Source organism: Acinetobacter sp. V115_6 (assembly GCF_031799025.1).
Taxonomy (GTDB): Bacteria; Pseudomonadota; Gammaproteobacteria; order Pseudomonadales; family Moraxellaceae; genus Acinetobacter; species Acinetobacter pittii.
On sequence record NZ_JAVQNO010000021.1, the window covers coordinates 1,010,551 to 1,028,095 of the forward strand.

Sequence of the window (17,545 nt, forward strand, 5' to 3'; positions counted from 1 at the left end):
GACGAGCCAAATACCTAGCTAAAGCTTATGCTTTTGTCTGTATCGCCAAAGAGTAGTGCGGCTAATTCCAAAAATATTCGCGACCATATTCAGGTTATGGTTATATTTTTCTAAAGCTGCTTGTACATTTTCAGGACTAAGCTCTGTATTTGTCTCGGGTAATTTAACGTAATCTTCAGCATTTAAGAGTTCATTTGGTAAGTCTTCGACCTCAATTTCATCTTTACCATTTGCCATGGTTAACGCATAAAGGAGGGTGTTTTTTAACTCACGAACATTTCCTGGCCAGTCATAGTTTAATAAAATTTGCATGGCTTTTTGATTAACATGCCGAGGCATGGTGTCGAGTTGAGTTGAGCTTTCTTTTAAAATCTGATCGACAATGAGTGGAATATCGACTTTTCGTTCTCTGAGTGGTGGTATAAAAATTGGAATCACACGCAAACGATAGAGTAAATCATGACGGAAACGCCCAGCCTTAGCCTCTTCGCGTAGCGCCTTATGCGTTGCAGTGATAATACGGACATTGGCTTGAATTGGTTTTTCACCACCTACAGGAGTAAATTCACCTGTTTCTAACACCCGTAATAATTTAGCTTGAAGCTCTAAAGGAATCTCGGCAATTTCATCTAGAAACAGTGTTCCACCTGCGGCACGTTCAAAAACGCCTTTATGGTCACGAATTGCTCCCGTAAAAGCACCTTTCACATGTCCAAAAAGTTCACTCTCTAGAATATTGGCATTAAGAGCTGCACAGTTAATCGCAACAAAAATCTTATTTTTACGTTGGCTATAATCATGAATTGCTTTTGCCACAAGTTCTTTACCACTACCAGATTCGCCGCGGACGAGCACTGGAAACTCAGTAATTGCCACTCTTTGAATAATTGAAAACATACGAGTCATTTCTGGTGAACAACTATTGAAAACTTTAGCCAAGTCTTGCAATTGTTCTGTTAGCTCTACTTGATCAGCAATATCATTCTCTATGCTAACGGGCTGTAGAATATGCAATTTCCCGATAATGCGATGCTCTGCGATGTAAATATCATTTTCCTGATAGATGAATCGCTTTCTCATTTTAGGAGTATTAATTTCAAGATACTGATTATGATGGTCTTGAGTAAGCGCTGCCATGCTCTCTACAGAAATATCGTCTGTATTAAATTTATAGTGAATTGCTTGAGTCGTTGTGTCTGCTAAAAACAGACTCGCATTTGGGAATAAAGCTTTTAATTGCTCAAATAAAATAAAAAAATCTTGTTCTGACTCAAAATTTAACTTTGCCATTTCATATGTTTCACAATCGTTTCATTGAAACATACTTGAGTTTCATAGGAACATCAAGCTGCGTTTGTTTTCTAACTTTAATTTCATTTTTTATTTTAAGTATTTAATTTTTATATTTATTATTTAATTTTAAATAATTGGCATCTTATTTGCAAAATATAGGAAAGAAATAAATTATTGGGGTATAAATCATGTTCTTTAAGCAGTTTTTTGAAAAAGAAAGTTCGACTTATACATATATGCTTGGGTGTGAAGAAACACGAGAGGCTGTTTTAATTGACCCAGTCGCATCAGATATAGAGATTTATGCCAAAGAATTAGAGCAGCATCAATTTACGCTCATCTATACCTTAGATACCCATGTTCATGCAGACCATATTACCGCTGCGAATTTGCTTCGGGAACGTCTCGATTGCAAATCGGTTTTACACCGTAATTCAGATGTAAGTTGCGGAGATATTTTAATTACAGATGGTTGCATGCTTAAAGTTGGCAACCTCAGTATTGAAGCGCGCTATACACCAGGTCATACCAATGCTTGTACGAGTTACTTGGTTGAAAACATGGTTTTCACTGGTGATGCATTATTAATTGACGGCTGCGGTCGAACCGATTTCCAGCAAGGTAGTGCGGGCACACTTTATGACAGTATCCATAAACAACTTTTTAGCCTACCTGACGACACTATTGTATATCCGGGACACGATTATAAAGGTCGTTTGTCTTCAACGATCGGTAATGAACGTTTAAATAACTCACGTTTAGGTCAGAATCGCTCACGAGAAGATTTTATTGAATTAATGAATAACTTAAATCTGCCATATCCAAAACAAATCGATAAAGCACTTCCTGCCAATCAGGCTTGCGGCTCAATTTCACAATTATAAGGTGGCAATATGGAACTTAAACGAGTTAATCAAGATTTTTATGTTGCTGGCCAGATTACTGCCAACGATATTGCAAAAATTGCAGCCCAAGGAATAAAAACTCTGATATGTAACAGACCAGATGGAGAAGGTGCAGATCAACCCAATGTGATTGAAATTGAAGAAGCAGTTCAGCGGCATAGCCTAAAAGTAATCTATCAGCCTGTGACCAGTGGCAAAATTACCGATCAACAAGTTACCGAGTTTAAGCAGCTTTATCAGAATGCTCAGAAGCCCGTTTTAGCATATTGTCGCTCTGGTATGCGTGCAATCAGTTTGTGGGCTTTGGCTGAAGTTGCCCCACAAGATGTAGCACTGTTAGTTGAATCGGGTAATAAGCTTGGGTTTAACTTAAAAGGCTTGGTGCCACGTATTTTAAAACGTGATCATGAACCAGCCACAATTCCTTGTTATAGCGTTGTGATTGTTGGCGCTGGAGCAGCTGGAATTTCTGTAGCGTCTAGTCTTTTATGCCGTGAACCTAATTTAGATATTGTCATTATTGATCCCGCAGATACACATTATTATCAACCGGGCTGGACCATGGTTGGTGGCGGTATTTTCAAACCACAAGTAACTGCACGCTCAATGGCAAGTGTGATTCCTTCAAAAGTAAAATGGATGAAAGCAGCAGTTGCCGGATTCGACCCTGAGCATAATCAGGTTATTTTGGAAGGATGCCAACCCATTCAATATAAAGCTTTGGTCGTCTGCCCTGGTTTAAAACTGAATTGGCATGGAATTGAAGGTTTAGTCGAAACCTTAGGTAAAAATGGGGTGACGTCTAACTATCGTTATGATCTAGCGCCGTATACATGGGAACTGGTGCAACAGCTAAACGGTGGAAAGGCAATCTTTACCCAGCCGCCTATGCCGATTAAATGTGCCGGTGCTCCTCAAAAAGCGATGTACCTTTCAGCCGACTACTGGTTAAAGCAAGGCAAACTTAAAGATATCTCTATCCATTTTTATAACACTGGTGCTGTTTTATTTGGTGTGAAGGAATATGTACCTGCACTAATGCAATATGTCGAAAAATATGGCTCTGAACTTCATTTTAACCATCAACTTGTCAAAGTAGATGGGCCTGCAAAAAAAGCATGGTTTAAGGTAGTGAACAATGAAAATGCAGCATTGGTCGAGACTGATTTCGATATGTTGCATGTTGTTCCACCGCAACAAGCCCCAGACTTTATTCGTGCCAGCACACTCACTGATGAAGCAGGCTGGGTGAGCGTGAATCCTCAAACCCTACAACATACACAGCATGCCAATATTTTTGCTTTAGGTGATGTGATGAATGCGCCTAATGCCAAAACTGCTGCTGCGGCACGAGCACAAGCTCCGATCGTTGCAGTAAATGTTCTCGCACAACTGAACGGTGAGCAAAACTTCTGTGAATACGACGGCTATGGCTCATGTCCACTTACTGTAGAACGTGGAAAAATCGTTCTGGCTGAGTTTGGTTACGGCGGCAAATTACTTCCAAGTTTTCCAAAATGGGTGATTGATGGGCAAAAACCGTCTCGTTTGGCTTGGTTGCTTAAAGAACAGATTTTGCCACCGATTTATTGGCAAGGCATGCTAAAAGGCCGCGAGTGGATGGTCAAACCTGAGCGAGGATAAGTAAAGCAACGCTTTGTACGAGCGCAAGGCGAGAGCTATGCTCGAGCGGAAGAGGATAAGTAAAGATTAATAATCTTTACCCGAGCGCAAGACGAGAGCTGTGCTCAAGTTAAGAGGATAAACAAAGCAACGCTTTACCCTGAGAAGCGGTTAAAGCTTCGCAAGAAGACGAGAATCTACTTCCTCATTAACCAGCAGTCTACTGCAAATGATGTATATGCAATTTTAGGCTTTTGATATGTTATTACTTGTCGTTGAAGGCATCGTGATTGGCTTTTTACTTGGTCTTACTGGTGCAGGTGGGGGTATTCTTGCTGTACCCGCGCTTATGACCAGTCAAGGCTGGAGTGTGGCTCAAGCTGCGCCGATTGGGTTATTGGCGGTTGCGCTATCTACTCTCATAGGAACCATTGAAGGCTTATTTAAAAAGATTGTTCGTTATCGTGCTGCGATCTGGATTGCCTTAATTGGTGCTCCTATGGCACATATCGGCATTTTAATAGCTAACACGATTTCACCTATTTGGCTCATGTTAATGTTTAGCTTGGTCATGTTTACAGTGGGTTATCGACTTATTAGTAACCGAGTATCAGACTTTCATAACCCGCCGTGTCAGGTCAATCCAAGTACAGGACGCTTTATCTGGAATTTTAAAACTGGTGGTGTACTTGCCGGCATTGGAATTATTGCGGGGCTTTTAACTGGGATGCTCGGTGTAGGTGGCGGCTTTGTAATTGTGCCAGCACTTAGAAAAGTCACAAATTTGGATATGCATAGCATTGTTGCAACGTCACTTATGATTATTTTTCTCATTAGTGGAATGAGTATTGTGATGCATATTGCAGAGGGTTTTCACTATCCAGTAGACATTACTAGTGCGTTTGCGCTCGCATGTGCAGTTGGTATGTTATTAGGGCGCAGAGCTATTCGTTTTATTCCGTCTGCAATTGTGCAAAAAGTCTTTGCTTTAATGGTTTTTGCTGTCGCAATTTATATGGTCATTAAGATAGTTAATCTAACAAATATCTAAGTAATATAGTATTTTAACTATCTCTGTAGTTAGCAATTTTCCAAAGATGAGATGTTAAAATTCTCTTGGGAAATTTGATTTAAACGATATAAATTTTTGAGAAAGCGATATGAAGCGAGTTAACGTAGCAATTTGTGGTTTTGGACGGATTGGGCAACAAATTGCAGAGCTTCTTTTAAATAGATCGACATACTATAAACAAAAATATCAAATTGATGCCCGTTTAGTGGGCGTCTGCAACTCATCATCAGGTTTAATTGATCAAGAAGGTTTACACGCTTCGAAGTGGCTAGATAAAACAAAATATCAAGTAGACCTAACAGAGCAAAAGTTTTTAGAACAGGTTCAAGCAGATGTCATTATTGAGACAGGGCCAAGTGACTATGTGACAGGTGGAAAAGGCCTATTTTATTTAGATTATGCTTTAACACATAGCATGAATGCGATTGCGGTATCTAAAGGTGCTTTAGTCGTAGATGGTAAAAAATTAGTTAACTTGGCACATCAGCACAATAAAAAACTATTTTTTAGCGGTGCAACAGCTGCTGCCTTACCAACTGTTGATTTATTTGAATATAACTTAGCTGGCTGCCAAATTTTAGAAATAGAAGGTGTGTTTACAGGCACCACGAATTTTATTTTGAATGATATGTTGCAACACGAATGTGCATTTGCTGAATCTCTTGAAAAAGCTCAAGCAAAAGGTATTGCAGAACCTGACAGCTCTTTCGATGTAGATGGATGGGATACTGCTGCCAAAATTACGATACTAGCCAATACTGTTTTGGGGGCTGATGTAAAAATTCAAGATATTCCAAGACAAGGAATTAATCACGTTACGGCTGAACATATTCGTGGTTGGAAAAAAGAAAATGTAATTCCTCGTCTGGTTGGTTTTATTGATATTAAAAATCAGCAAATCCAAACAGGTGTTGAATTAAGGTTAGTCCCAGCAAATCATCCTTTTGCTTATCTACAAGGTTCTAATAAATGCATTCGTGTGTTAACGCAAGAAATGGGAGAATTTGTGGTAAGTGGAGGGGCATCTGCGCCTTTAGCCACAGCAGCCGCGGCTTTAAAAGATTTTGAGTTGATGCTTAAAACGGGCTGCTAGAGATGAATTATTACTTATAAAAAAGCAGGCTTTTAGGCCTGCTTCTCACAATTTTTTTGACTATTAAATAACTTTTTTCCAATTTCTAACTTACTAAACATTAAGTAGTTACCAAGTAAGATTAATAAAATTCCAAATACCGCATTTAAAGTCCATACATATCCTTCAAAGAAAGTAGAAACTGTTAGAGCAACTAAAGGAAAGAGCAATGTGCTATAGGCTGCTTTGGCTGCGCCAATTCGTCCAACAAGAGAAAAGTAAGCAGAGAACCCAATAACCGTACCAAATACAGCCAAGTAAAGTACCGAACTTAAAAATGGGAAATTCATTGGAGGCATTAAATCTTGGCCAGTAAATAAAGCTAGACTTAACATAACCAATGCACCATAAGTCATAGCATAACAGTTTGTTGAAAAGATATTTAGCCCACGTTTTTGGTGTCTAACACTAATCATATTTCCTAAAGAAAAACCGTAAGTGCCTATTGCACATAGGCCGATACCCATTAATAACTGTATATTAAATTGGCTATTAATCAGGTCATGGCAGAACAGTAAAACAATACCAATTAGACCCAGAATTGCAGCTGGTGCAAAGTTTGGGGAAGGTTTTTGCTTAAAAAAGATAAGCGCATTAATGGCATTAAAGAAAACAGCCATCGAAAAAATAACGGACTCTAAACCGCTGTTTACATATTTAACGGCGGTATAAAAACAAATAAAGTTTAGGCCGAAAACACAAAGGCCTTGCAGCATACAAAACAAGTGATCTTTTAAAGCAATTCGCTGTAATTTTCCTGAAAATAATAAAACAACCCACAGTAATAAGGCTGAAATAGCAAAACGCCATAAAATTGCGACAACTGGTGTTGCATAATGGCTTTGAACCGCAATTCCAATCCATGTTGTTCCCCAAATCAACACCACCGCAACATAGAGTAAAATATTCATAACTTCATCCTCGATTACCAATCTTAAGTATCTAGGATTGCTTTATTTTTCACGTATATATTCTTGTGTTGTACATGCAAGATCTTGCGTTTTTTATAGATCTAAACTAGCTGAATTTTGCGGAATATGGTTAACTTAAGCTCAATGATATTCGTTTTAATTTTGCATGGCCTATCAAACTTTAGAACAGCTACAGCAATCTAAAGCCAAGCTTCACGAAACTGTGGTGCTTGATGAGAATATGCAACTTGCATTTTGGTCTAATCAGCAAGATCGTGTAAGTGTCTGTAGCGATCACCACACTTTAAGTCTCTATATTCAAGATGGCTATGAAAGCTATCAAAAAACCCCTGCAGGCTGGAAAAACGGCGGTGGGCCGGGGCGTTTTTGCTTATTGCCTGAGCATCAGGAGTCGACTTGGGATATACGTGGTGGGCTTAAATTCGTTCACCTATATTATACCGACCAACATTTGCGTGATGTTGCTGAAAAAATATGGGACAAAGAGCCGAACCAAATTGAACTAAACGAAGTTGTTTTTAACGATGACGAAAAGATTCGAGCGCTTTATCAGTTTTTCTTGCTAGATTGTGATTGGAAAGATTCAGCAAACCATTTACAAATGAGTACAACTGCCAGTTTATTGCTGAACCATTTAATTCGAAGATATAGCAATGTTAAGTGGCAGCAACCTATCATTAAAGGTGGGCTCGCTCCTCATAAACTCAAATATATTCAGGACTGGATTGAAGGGCATCTAGATCAAGCACTTACCTTGTCTGATTTGGCAAATGTTGTAAATTTAAGCGAATACCATTTTGCTCATATGTTTAAACAGTCCATGAATATGGCACCTCACCAATATGTCATGCAAAGACGCTTAACCAGAGCCAAAGGGCTAATTCAGTCATCTCAGCTTTCCTTACAAGATATTGCCTTAGTGTGTGGTTTTAGTTCAGCAAGCCATTTGAGTCATCGCTTTAAACAGTTTTATGGTATGAGTCCTTCACAGTTACGTTAAACGTCAAATGTAATTGGTTTATCTTGAGCTGCATCAAAGGCAGCTCTTGCCGCATCAATATCCGCAATGTGCTGCTGAGCCCATTGGCCTAAAGCAATTACAGGTTCTGTAAGTGAATGACCGAGTGGAGTTAATTCATATTCAACACGAGGTGGAACTACAGGATAAACCGTACGTTTAACTAATCCATCTCTCTCTAAACCACGCAAACATAAGGTAAGCATACGCTGCGATATTCCATTGATACTTCTTTTAATTTCAGAAAAGCGATGAGAACGTGATGCAAGTGTCATTACAATGAGTATACTCCATTTCTCGCCAACTCTAGCCAATACTTGACTGACTCTTTGGCAATCTGAACTTTGGATATCGTGAGGTATGGTTACAGTCATATTACTTGGTTCCCTAAATGTGCCTTCTTGTGCATCAGAATAATAGTAGTAACATAATTAGTACAAGTAACAATTTTATACTGTAGGTATAAACGATGAAACTACTTCAAATTGACACAAGTATTTTAGGTGAGCAGTCTGTTAGCCGCCAACTCACCTCATCTGTTACTGGAAAGCTCAGCGCAGCTTATCCTGATGCAGAAATTATTCATCACGATTTTGCTTTAGAACCAATTCCTCATTTGTCTGATGCTGAGTTTTTGGCATGGCAAGGTGTTGAACCTAATAATGAAACAGCGCAGCAACGTGTTGCACGAAACACCCAATATTTGGACGAGTTCTTATCGTCAGATATCGTTGTAATTGGCGCACCAATGTACAACTTTAGCTTCCCATCACAGTTAAAAGCGTGGCTTGACCGACTATCTGTTGCTGGAAAAACTTTCCGTTATACGGAAAACGGCCCTCAAGGTTTAGTAGAAGGTAAACGTGTCATTATTGCTTCTTCGCGTGGCGGTGTGTACTCAGAAGGTTCACCAGCCGAAGCTTTAGACTATCAAGAAACTTATATCAAAGCGTTTTTCAATTTTATAGGTGTGACTGATATTACTTTTGTGCGCGCGGAAGGGATCGCTTTCGGCCCAGAAGCACGTCAAGCTGCCTTAGATAACGCAGCAGCACAAATCGCACAATTAGCGGGTTAAAAATATAAGCAACCGAACAGTAAAGAAACTGTTCGGCCTTATTGATAAGATTTTATGAATTTAAAAAATATTAAAATCAATAGTTAACTAAAAAAAGTGACAGAGAGTCCAACCAGCGCTGATGCAAAAATCACATATAGCACGTTCACGTTAAAGCGGAATAAAGCAATAAATGCAGCAACAGTAATGAACGCTGCAACAATGTCAAAATGCCCTGAAAAGCCTTGTGGCCATAACACATGATAACTAAAAAATAGGGCGAGATTTAAAATTACACCGACCACAGCCGCGGTAATTGCAGTGAGTGGCGCAGTAAATTTAATTTCATTATGTGTAGATTCAATAATGGGCGCACCCGCAAAAATAAATACAAATGAAAAGAGAAAGGTAAACCAAGTCACAATGACTGCACCAAGTGCTCCAGCAAAAAATAGATGCTCAGAGCCAAGTAATGAATGATTGACGCCTCCTAAAAAGCCAACAAAAGCCACTACCATAATCAGTGGACCCGGTGTAGTTTCACCTAAAGCTAAACCATCAATCATTTGTGTAGGTGAAAGCCATCCAAAATGATTTACAGCTCCTTGATAGACATAAGGTAAAACTGCATAGGCCCCCCCAAACGTAAGTAAAGCAGCTTTGGTAAAGAACCACGCCATTTGAGTATAAGAATGATGCCATCCAAAATATGCGCCTAAAGCTAAAATTGGCAATAGCCATAAAGCGATTGCTACAAAAATAAGTTTAGCTAAACGCAACCAATGGAATTTAGCGTGCTCTGGTGTTGGAGTCTCATCATCAATAAATGCCGGACCATAATCTTTTTGACTGGCTTTATGTCCAGCCGCGGAGGAAAATAGTTCTGGGTACTTTTTACTCGCTAAATAGCCAGCAATACCAGCTGATAAAACGATAAGCGGGAAAGGAAGCTTTAAGACAAAGATGGCAAAGAACGCCGCAATCGCGACGATCCATAAAAACTTATTTTTAAGCGAACGACTACCTATACGGTACGTTGCATGGAAAACAATTGCGGTAACGGCAGGCTTGATTCCGTAGAAAATACCTGCAATAACGGGAACATCTCCAAATTTTATGTAAATCCAAGACAGTCCAATTAAAATAAATAAGGAGGGTAATACAAATAGAATACCTGCAACCAATCCTCCAGCAGTTCTATGCATAAGCCAACCAATGTAGGTTGCTAATTGCTGTGCTTCAGGACCAGGTAATAACATGCAGTAGTTCAGGGCATGCAAAAATCTTTTTTCGGATATCCAGCGTTTTTGCTCAACGAGTTCCTGATGCATCACAGCAATTTGTCCAGCTGGTCCCCCAAAGCTAATAAAGCCGAGCTTGAGCCAAAATAAAAAGGCTTGCCAGAAGGTGACTTGAACAATACTTTCAGGTAAAGGGGATTTTTCGTTTTCCATTTTTTATCCCATCAAAAAATTGATTCATACGGATCAAGAACATCAAAAATTAGTAACGTTTAGTTAATTGAATGATTTAGATGTGCTAGGCAGCTATAGCATACAGAACAAAAATGACTTTCTTATTATTTTAAAAAGATATTCTTCTAAAAAATCTCTAGAAGAATATCTATCTTTTACTTTTTAATGATCATGTTCTAAATAATCTGGTTTTCTCGGAAGCGCAAGGCTACATAAGAAACAGATAATCAGCATGACAATGACATATATAAAGAAGGTATTTTCAATTCCGGCAGCTTTAAACTGTAAGGCAACCGAAGGCGCAGAACCACCAAACAGCGCATTACCTACTGCATAAGAGAAACCTACACCTAAAGCTCGCACATGAGGTGGGAACATTTCAGCTTTTACCAAACCACTAATAGAAGTATAGAAGCTGAGTAACATCATCATAAAGATGAGTAGCAAGGTAATAATGATCGGCGAATCTATATAGGCACGCATCCCGATCACCATGACGGGATAAATAAAAATGGCGGACAATAAGCTAAATGCCAACATTGAAGAGCGTCGTCCAATACGGTCCGAAATTGCACCAAATACAGGTTGAGCACACATATAGACAAATAGGGCGAAGGTCATGATATAACCAACGGTTTTTCCATCCATCCCTAAGTTGGTTAAATAGGTTTTTGAATAAACAGTCTCTACATAAAACGTTAATGAACCAGCAGAAGTGTATCCAACCACCAATAAAAAGGTTTTCCAGTGCTTTTTAAAGAGTTCTCTTAAGCTACCAGATTCTTTTCGTTCACTATCTTGATGAGAAAGCGTTTCTTCTAAACGACTACGTGCAAGCAAAGATAAGATTGCTGCGATACCACCAATAACAAATGGAATACGCCATCCACCATCATGTAATTGTTGTTCACTTAAGAACGTTAATAAAATTACACCAAGTAAGCTTGCGAGTAACTGACCACCAGAGAGGGTGACATATTGGAAAGATGAGTAAAAACCACGTTGGCCTTTTAAACCCAATTCACTCATATATGTTGCTACTGCACCATATTCACCACCAACCGATAAGCCTTGAAGTAAGCGCACTACCAGTAAAAGAAAAGGGGCAAATAAGCCAACTTGGTCATAAGTAGGTAGGGCTGCAAATAGAAAAGAACTCAAAGCCATCAGACAAATTGAGATGACCATCGACTTTTTTCGACCATGCCGGTCTGCAATTCGTCCAAATACCCAACTACCAATAGGACGCATAAAAAAGCTTGCAGCGAATACGCCCCACACATAGATAGATTTAGTCGTACTATCCATATCTGGTGCAGTTAGAGCTTGTGTAAAGTAGGCAGCAAATACTGCATAGATATAAAAGTCGAACCATTCAACTAAATTACCAGAGGCTGCGCCTACAATCCCACGTATTCTGCTACGTTTTTCTTCCTGAGTGTATGTCATATTTCTTCCATCATTTTGCAGACAAAAATGAGGAATTTTTAGATATGCTGGATAGAAAATAGAATGAAACTTTAAATATCACTCAATCCTGAGCACTTCCTTAAATTCCTAACCATTCATTTTTTCTAATTTTAAAATTCGTTTCTAGTAAGATTACGTCCTTTTGTTCGATTTAAAGATAATTTTACCAATGATCGAACACTTCCTTTCATTTAACTTAATAATTAATTCTATTTAAAATCAGTGAGCTAATTTACAACGGTACTTTTCTATTTTATTTCTCCTTTTAAGTTTCATTTCGAGCTTAAGTTTATTTTGAATATTTGGTAATACTTAAAAAGTTATAGCGTCAATTCCTAATAAAATAAATGAAATTTATATAATGATAAGTTTATAAAATTTGTGTCAAATACACTTAATCGAAAAAGTACAGAATATGTTGTTTCTCAATATATGTAGCTGTATTCTTGCGTGGCTAAAAATAGACTCCGCATTCATTTCTAGCGCTTTAGAATTATGCACGGTATGGCAGGTAGTTATTCAATGGAAAGACGTTCGTTAAATCTTCACTTCATGACATGCTCTAAAACAGCATTGGCTTCATCTATTGCACTCATAACATCTGTCGTCTATGCAAATGAAGCGGAGATTTCGCAGCTCCCAACCATTACTGTGAATGCTACACAAAATAATGATGCACTATATACATCTAAGAAAGTCAATTTATCTGGTTTTCAAACTGGTGATGTAAAGAAAGTTCCTGCATCTATTACAACCATTACCTCTGAACGCATAGCAGATCAACACGCAAAAACACTGACTGATGTTATTAAAAATGATTCATCATTAGGGGATGGCTACGCTGCAATTGGCTACTATCCAAACTTTGTAGCACGTGGTTTTGCGCTTGATTTAGGCTCAAGTTATCTTATTAATGGTCACACTATACGTGGCGAACAAAATGTGGCTTTAGAAAATAAAGAACAAGTTGAAATCTTAAAAGGTATTTCTGCAATTCAATCTGGAATGTCGACGCCGGGTGGTGTGGTTAACTATGTAACCAAAAGACCCGTCGATGTTAAAACTATTACGGTCGATGCAAATTCAGAAGGCGGCTATACACTGGCAACAGATGTTGGCGGCTTTGTTAATGATAGTTTTGGTTATCGAATCAATTTAGCCCATGAAAGCATCCATCCAAATGTTGATCACGCAAATGGTAAACGAGAGTTTGGTTCAGTTGCTTTAGACTGGAAAATTAATGAGCGTTCTAAATTATTATTTGATATTGAAGCTCAGCATCAAAGTCAACGTTCAGTACCAGGTTATCAACTGCTTGATGGGCAAGAAGTACCAACAAATGTAGATCAAGACCGTTTATTGGGTTACCAGTCTTGGAGTAAACCTGTTGTAAATAATAGTGTAAATGCGAGTTTGAAATATCAATATGCATTTAACGATCAATGGAATGCTAGCTTAAGTGCGTCTCAAAGCCGTGTTGTGATTGATGATTACAGCGCGTTTCCATGGGCTTGTTATAGTAATAATGGAGTTTGTCAAAATAATACTTTTGATAAAGATGGTAATTACGGTATTTACGATTTTCGTAGTCCAGATGATACACGTATTACCAACCAGTTTTCTGCTGGGTTAAATGGTCAATTCAGCACTGGCATCATTCAGCATCAAATCGCTTTTGAAATACAACATACTTATAAAACATTGAAGCGCTATAACTCTAACTCAATGGAGCTTGACCCTATCGGATTAGGTAATATCTATGAAGAAACAAAGGATTATGAACCAGCTCAGATTGACTTAAGAAATTACTATAAAGCGTTAGAAAGTGATCAGACTGCATTTACTCTATCTGACCGAGTTCAATTTAATGATCAATGGTCAACTTTACTCGGTGGAAAACTTATTCATCTTGATGAGCAAACTTATAATTCAGATGGGCAACAAAGTCGTGATACCGACTTAAACAAGTTCTTGCCACAATTAGCGCTCATGTATAGTCCAACTGCTGGGACTAACCTTTATGCTTCATATGCCAAAGGTTTATCGGATGGTGGTGAAGCTCCGTGGTTCGCTAATAATGCTCTAGAAGTTCTATCTCCTAAAAACTCTGAACAATATGAAATTGGTATTAAGCAACAAATTCGGAACTTCTTAGTAACAGCAGCTATTTTTGATTTAAAACAAGACAATCAATATAGCAAAGTGAATGCAGAAGGAACTTTCGATTTTGTTTCACAAGGCGAACAACACAACCAAGGTATTGAGTTAGGTTTAACTGGTGCCTTAACCGATACAGTTGACGTAAGCTCTGGCGTTACCTATACCAAATCTCGTCTAGTTGATATTGATAGTGACAGCTATAAAGGTCATCAAACTCAAAATGTACCAAAAGTACGCGCAACTGCACAGTTATCTTATAAAGTTCCGTCAGTTGAAGGGTTAAGATTACTCAGTGGTATGCAATACAGTAGCAGTAAATATGCAAACAAAGAGGGAACGGCAAAAGTAGGTGGTTATAGCGTCTTTAATATTGGTGCTGCCTATAAAACAAATTTTGCTGGACATGACACAACTTTTAGATTCAATATTGATAACTTATTTAATAAGAAGTATTGGCGTGATGTTGGTGCATTTATGGGTGATGACTACTTATTTTTAGGTAATCCACGTACAGCTCAGTTCTCTACAACTTTCAGTTTTTAAAATATAAAACAAATAAAAAAGGAGCTTATAAAAGCTCCTTTTTTATTTCAGGAATTAAGCCGACATTTTTGGTTTAACCATATTATTAATCGACAAGATATCATCAAGCATTTGTGCCGATAATAAACCTTCATTTTGAACTAAAGCCAATACGCTTTGTCCAGTTTCGTTTGCAGTTTTAGCAATACGAGTTGTAGTTTCATAACCTAGATATGGGTTAAGTGCAGTCACGATACCAATTGAGTTTTCAACCAAAGCTTTACAATGCTCAGGGTTCGCCGTAATTGTATCAATACACTTAGTTTGGAACATTGCCATTGCTTTACCGAGCAAGTCCATCGATTCAAATAGTTTGAATGCAATAAGTGGTTCCATTGCATTTAACTGTAATTGACCAGCTTCAGCAGCTAAAGTTACAGCCAAGTCATTTGCAATAATTTGGAAACAAGCAAGGTTCATTGCTTCAGGTATAACTGGGTTTACCTTACCCGGCATGATCGAGCTACCCGGTTGGCGAGCTTCTAAATTAATTTCATTAATGCCAGTACGTGGACCACTTGAAAGTAAACGTAAGTCATTGGCAATTTTTGAAAGTTTAGTTGCGGTACGCTTTAATAAACCAGATAAAAGAACAAAGTCACCCATATCTGAAGTTGCTTCGATTAGATCAGGAGCAGACTTAATTTTCTTACCAGAAATTTTTGCAAGCGCTTGAATCGCAAGTTCACGGTAACTATATTCAGTAGTAATTCCCGTACCAATCGCCGTGCCACCAAGGTTCATATACGCTAAAATATTTGGAATAAGCGTATTAATTTGCTCAAGGTCTTTTTGTAAAGTTACTGCAAAAGCACCAAACTCTTGACCTAATGTCATTGGCACAGCGTCTTGTAACTGTGTACGGCCCATTTTTAGAATATGAGCAAATTCTTGAGATTTATTGCGGAAACTTAAGATTAAGTTGTTAAAAGGAAGATTTAGTTCATCTAAGCTTAATAACAAACCTAAGCGAATCGCAGTAGGGTACACGTCATTTGTTGACTGTGACATGTTAATGTCATTATTAGGATGCAAATATTGATATTGGCCTTTTGCGTGTCCCATATATTCTAAAGCGATGTTTGCTAATACTTCATTTGCATTCATATTGGTTGAAGTACCAGCACCGCCTTGCATCATATCAATTGGGAACTGGTCGTGAAAATTACCACGAATAAGTTGATTACAGCTGTATTCAATCGCTTCAAATTTAGTCTGATCTAAGCTTTTAAGATTATAGTTCGCTTCAGCACAAGCAAGCTTTACCATTGCTAAAGCTTTAATAAGGTGAGGGAAATTTCCGACCTTGCTTTGAGTTAAATTAAAGTTTTCTAGAGCACGTAATGTTTGAACTCCGTAGTAGTCGTTATTATTGATCTCTCTATAACCAATAAGATCCTTCTCAATACGGGTGGTAATTTCAGCGTTCATCATTAAACTTCGAATTAGTAAAGAAGATAATTCATATTAGATTTCGAAATGCTTCACTTCTAATGCATTTATCAAGTTAATTATGCATTTTTTGCATATCAGTTTTTTAATTTTATAGTCAACTAACTAGGAGGGTTCATTTTAAACTATTAATTTAACTATATAAATTAATAACTTAATAATTAGATGAAGTTAATTTCAAAATTTGCTTGATACAATGAATGGTCATCTAATTTTTAAAAGCAACCCATTGCAAAAATTAAGACTAGTTAATTTAAGTGAAATATCAACTTAATTATCTTTATTATTAGCTTTTAAAGTGAAGCCTATCTAACAAATTCATATAAAAATGTGATGCATTTCACATAAAAAACACTATAATACGAAAAAATCTTAGTTTTAAGTTTATGTTAAAAGTCACAGCCGCATTAATTATTTTGGGAAGTTTTACATACTATGTGCTTTTCCATGGTGAAGAGAAAAGTGAGTCTAAAACTTCTCGTCTGCTTAAAGAAGCAGAGCAATCAATCGCTTCTGCTGAAACCTCGGTAAACAAAGCTAATAGTATTGTGCCCATATCTTACAAGTAGCCTCAGTTCTTAGGTTAACTATTTCATATTATCCATCAAAATATTGTTTTATCTAGATTTTTTTAAAATTTGGGTAAAAGACTGTATGTATAGAGACAAAATTCATGAGAATGAAGTTTATCGCCTATGATCCCAATTCTGGGGAAAAATTAAGCTTAAAAGAGCATATCCACCATATGGATAAATACACCACTTATATCTTTTTTAGTGATGAAAATGACAATATGGTGTTCAATCCCCAGAAAAAGCAAGTTTTTGAAATTACTCAATATACTTCTAATATGATGGTTGAAATTTCAAGAAAGTTATATTACCTCATTGGTGAATATTAAGAATTCGTTTTAATTCAATCTTAAGTTAAATACTTTAGTAGAATAGTCAGGTTTTATGGACTGAGCTATACTACAAGCATATCTTCTGATCTAAATGAATTTATTGAGTCAGAGAGCTTAACTCCTGAAATAAGCAAGATAGTCATTTTCAGTTTTACAGTCCGTATTCTTCCCCAAGGTGCGGACTTTTTTTATAAAATAAAACATGAGTAAAGCATAGGATTATTTCTATTTTTTATTAACTTAAAATTTGTTATTTACTTGCGTTATATGCTCCTTACTTTTTGATTTAAAATAATTTTTAGAGTGATAATTTTATATTTGTATGAGTTGTTGAGTTAAATCAAAGTCTTTTATTCTCTTACGCTCTTTTCTATGTCAGAATTATTTAAATACTTACTTTTATTGTTTGGCTTTGCCAACCCTCCATCGCATTTTTGCAGGTACTCCCATGTTTTATAGTTTTTATTCAT

Annotated in this window: 15 protein-coding genes; 9 read left to right on the plus strand and 6 right to left on the minus strand. The window is 37.4% G+C overall.

The window, feature by feature from the left end:
- Window positions 1–18: 18 nt before the first annotated feature.
- Window positions 19–1,290: a sigma-54 dependent transcriptional regulator gene (locus tag RMA94_RS13240; protein ID WP_311083333.1), complete on the minus strand. Its 1,272-nt coding sequence runs from the start codon at window positions 1,288–1,290 to the stop codon at window positions 19–21.
- A 191-nt stretch (window positions 1,291–1,481) separates the two neighbouring features.
- On the opposite strand from RMA94_RS13240, the gene RMA94_RS13245 reads away from it, so the two are divergent.
- The 4 genes from RMA94_RS13245 (at window position 1,482) to RMA94_RS13265 (ending at window position 5,986) form a co-directional block, all read left to right on the plus strand.
- On the plus strand, window positions 1,482–2,177 hold the full coding sequence (locus RMA94_RS13245; protein ID WP_005076121.1) for an MBL fold metallo-hydrolase: 696 nt from the start codon (window positions 1,482–1,484) through the stop codon (window positions 2,175–2,177).
- A gap of 9 nt (window positions 2,178–2,186) precedes the next feature.
- The gene (locus tag RMA94_RS13255) at window positions 2,187–3,842 is read left to right on the plus strand and encodes a TIGR01244 family sulfur transferase (protein WP_202732466.1); all 1,656 of its coding nucleotides are present in this window, start codon (window positions 2,187–2,189) and stop codon (window positions 3,840–3,842) included.
- A 238-nt stretch (window positions 3,843–4,080) separates the two neighbouring features.
- Window positions 4,081–4,872, plus strand: coding sequence for a sulfite exporter TauE/SafE family protein (locus RMA94_RS13260; protein WP_202732465.1), 792 nt, complete (start codon window positions 4,081–4,083; stop codon window positions 4,870–4,872).
- 109 nt (window positions 4,873–4,981) lie between these two features.
- Window positions 4,982–5,986 (plus strand): homoserine dehydrogenase, encoded by a 1,005-nt coding sequence (locus RMA94_RS13265; protein WP_311083337.1) that lies wholly within the window; start codon window positions 4,982–4,984, stop codon window positions 5,984–5,986.
- A gap of 32 nt (window positions 5,987–6,018) precedes the next feature.
- Here the strand turns inward: RMA94_RS13265 and RMA94_RS13270 are convergent, their stop codons facing one another.
- Window positions 6,019–6,936, minus strand: a complete 918-nt coding sequence (locus tag RMA94_RS13270; RefSeq protein ID WP_311083338.1) for an EamA family transporter — start codon at window positions 6,934–6,936, stop codon at window positions 6,019–6,021.
- A gap of 166 nt (window positions 6,937–7,102) precedes the next feature.
- Here RMA94_RS13270 and RMA94_RS13275 point away from each other — a divergent pair, with 166 nt between their 5' ends.
- The gene (locus RMA94_RS13275) at window positions 7,103–7,957 is read left to right on the plus strand and encodes a helix-turn-helix domain-containing protein (RefSeq protein WP_068565760.1); all 855 of its coding nucleotides are present in this window, start codon (window positions 7,103–7,105) and stop codon (window positions 7,955–7,957) included.
- On the opposite strand, the gene RMA94_RS13280 is transcribed toward RMA94_RS13275, so the two are convergent.
- Entirely contained in the window at window positions 7,954–8,349 is a 396-nt protein-coding gene (locus tag RMA94_RS13280; protein ID WP_081309808.1) for a helix-turn-helix domain-containing protein, read from the minus strand. The genes RMA94_RS13275 and RMA94_RS13280 overlap by 4 nt on opposite strands.
- A 95-nt stretch (window positions 8,350–8,444) precedes the next feature.
- On the opposite strand from RMA94_RS13280, the gene RMA94_RS13285 reads away from it, so the two are divergent.
- Window positions 8,445–9,053 carry an FMN-dependent NADH-azoreductase gene (locus RMA94_RS13285; protein WP_005069320.1) on the plus strand — a complete coding sequence of 203 codons (609 nt, stop codon included), beginning with the start codon at window positions 8,445–8,447 and terminating at the stop codon, window positions 9,051–9,053.
- Between the two features lie 83 nt (window positions 9,054–9,136).
- On the opposite strand, the gene chrA is transcribed toward RMA94_RS13285, so the two are convergent.
- Both chrA and RMA94_RS13295 read right to left on the minus strand, forming a co-directional pair.
- Window positions 9,137–10,486, minus strand: coding sequence for a chromate efflux transporter (gene chrA / locus RMA94_RS13290; RefSeq protein WP_311083339.1), 1,350 nt, complete (start codon window positions 10,484–10,486; stop codon window positions 9,137–9,139).
- Between the two features lie 183 nt (window positions 10,487–10,669).
- Entirely contained in the window at window positions 10,670–11,956 is a 1,287-nt protein-coding gene (locus RMA94_RS13295; RefSeq protein WP_311083340.1) for an MFS transporter, read from the minus strand.
- Between the two features lie 516 nt (window positions 11,957–12,472).
- Here RMA94_RS13295 and RMA94_RS13300 point away from each other — a divergent pair.
- The gene (locus RMA94_RS13300; protein WP_311083341.1) at window positions 12,473–14,680 is read left to right on the plus strand and encodes a TonB-dependent siderophore receptor; all 2,208 of its coding nucleotides are present in this window, start codon (window positions 12,473–12,475) and stop codon (window positions 14,678–14,680) included.
- Window positions 14,681–14,734: 54 nt separating this feature from the next.
- On the opposite strand, the gene RMA94_RS13305 is transcribed toward RMA94_RS13300, so the two are convergent.
- Window positions 14,735–16,153, minus strand: a complete 1,419-nt coding sequence (locus tag RMA94_RS13305; RefSeq protein WP_311083343.1) for an aspartate ammonia-lyase — start codon at window positions 16,151–16,153, stop codon at window positions 14,735–14,737.
- 404 nt (window positions 16,154–16,557) lie between these two features.
- Here RMA94_RS13305 and RMA94_RS13310 point away from each other — a divergent pair, with 404 nt between their 5' ends.
- Entirely contained in the window at window positions 16,558–16,740 is a 183-nt protein-coding gene (locus tag RMA94_RS13310; protein WP_002113649.1) for a hypothetical protein, read from the plus strand.
- 110 nt (window positions 16,741–16,850) lie between these two features.
- Window positions 16,851–17,072 (plus strand): hypothetical protein, encoded by a 222-nt coding sequence (locus RMA94_RS13315; protein WP_014206692.1) that lies wholly within the window; start codon window positions 16,851–16,853, stop codon window positions 17,070–17,072.
- The last annotated feature ends 473 nt before the right edge of the window (window positions 17,073–17,545 follow it).

Bases quoted from the DNA above. Each gene is read 5' to 3' on its own strand.
- RMA94_RS13295 (WP_311083340.1), bottom strand. From the start codon at position 11,956: ATGACATACACTCAGGAAGAAAAACGTAGCAGAATACGTGGGATTGTA.
- RMA94_RS13310 (WP_002113649.1), top strand. From the start codon at position 16,558: ATGTTAAAAGTCACAGCCGCATTAATTATTTTGGGAAGTTTTACATAC.
- RMA94_RS13265 (WP_311083337.1), top strand. From the start codon at position 4,982: ATGAAGCGAGTTAACGTAGCAATTTGTGGTTTTGGACGGATTGGGCAA.
- chrA (WP_311083339.1), bottom strand. From the start codon at position 10,486: ATGGAAAACGAAAAATCCCCTTTACCTGAAAGTATTGTTCAAGTCACC.
- RMA94_RS13305 (WP_311083343.1), bottom strand. From the start codon at position 16,153: ATGATGAACGCTGAAATTACCACCCGTATTGAGAAGGATCTTATTGGT.
- RMA94_RS13240 (WP_311083333.1), bottom strand. From the start codon at position 1,290: ATGGCAAAGTTAAATTTTGAGTCAGAACAAGATTTTTTTATTTTATTT.
- RMA94_RS13280 (WP_081309808.1), bottom strand. From the start codon at position 8,349: ATGACTGTAACCATACCTCACGATATCCAAAGTTCAGATTGCCAAAGA.
- RMA94_RS13270 (WP_311083338.1), bottom strand. From the start codon at position 6,936: ATGAATATTTTACTCTATGTTGCGGTGGTGTTGATTTGGGGAACAACA.
- RMA94_RS13300 (WP_311083341.1), top strand. From the start codon at position 12,473: ATGCACGGTATGGCAGGTAGTTATTCAATGGAAAGACGTTCGTTAAAT.
- RMA94_RS13255 (WP_202732466.1), top strand. From the start codon at position 2,187: ATGGAACTTAAACGAGTTAATCAAGATTTTTATGTTGCTGGCCAGATT.
- RMA94_RS13245 (WP_005076121.1), top strand. From the start codon at position 1,482: ATGTTCTTTAAGCAGTTTTTTGAAAAAGAAAGTTCGACTTATACATAT.
- RMA94_RS13315 (WP_014206692.1), top strand. From the start codon at position 16,851: ATGAAGTTTATCGCCTATGATCCCAATTCTGGGGAAAAATTAAGCTTA.
- RMA94_RS13260 (WP_202732465.1), top strand. From the start codon at position 4,081: ATGTTATTACTTGTCGTTGAAGGCATCGTGATTGGCTTTTTACTTGGT.
- RMA94_RS13285 (WP_005069320.1), top strand. From the start codon at position 8,445: ATGAAACTACTTCAAATTGACACAAGTATTTTAGGTGAGCAGTCTGTT.
- RMA94_RS13275 (WP_068565760.1), top strand. From the start codon at position 7,103: ATGGCCTATCAAACTTTAGAACAGCTACAGCAATCTAAAGCCAAGCTT.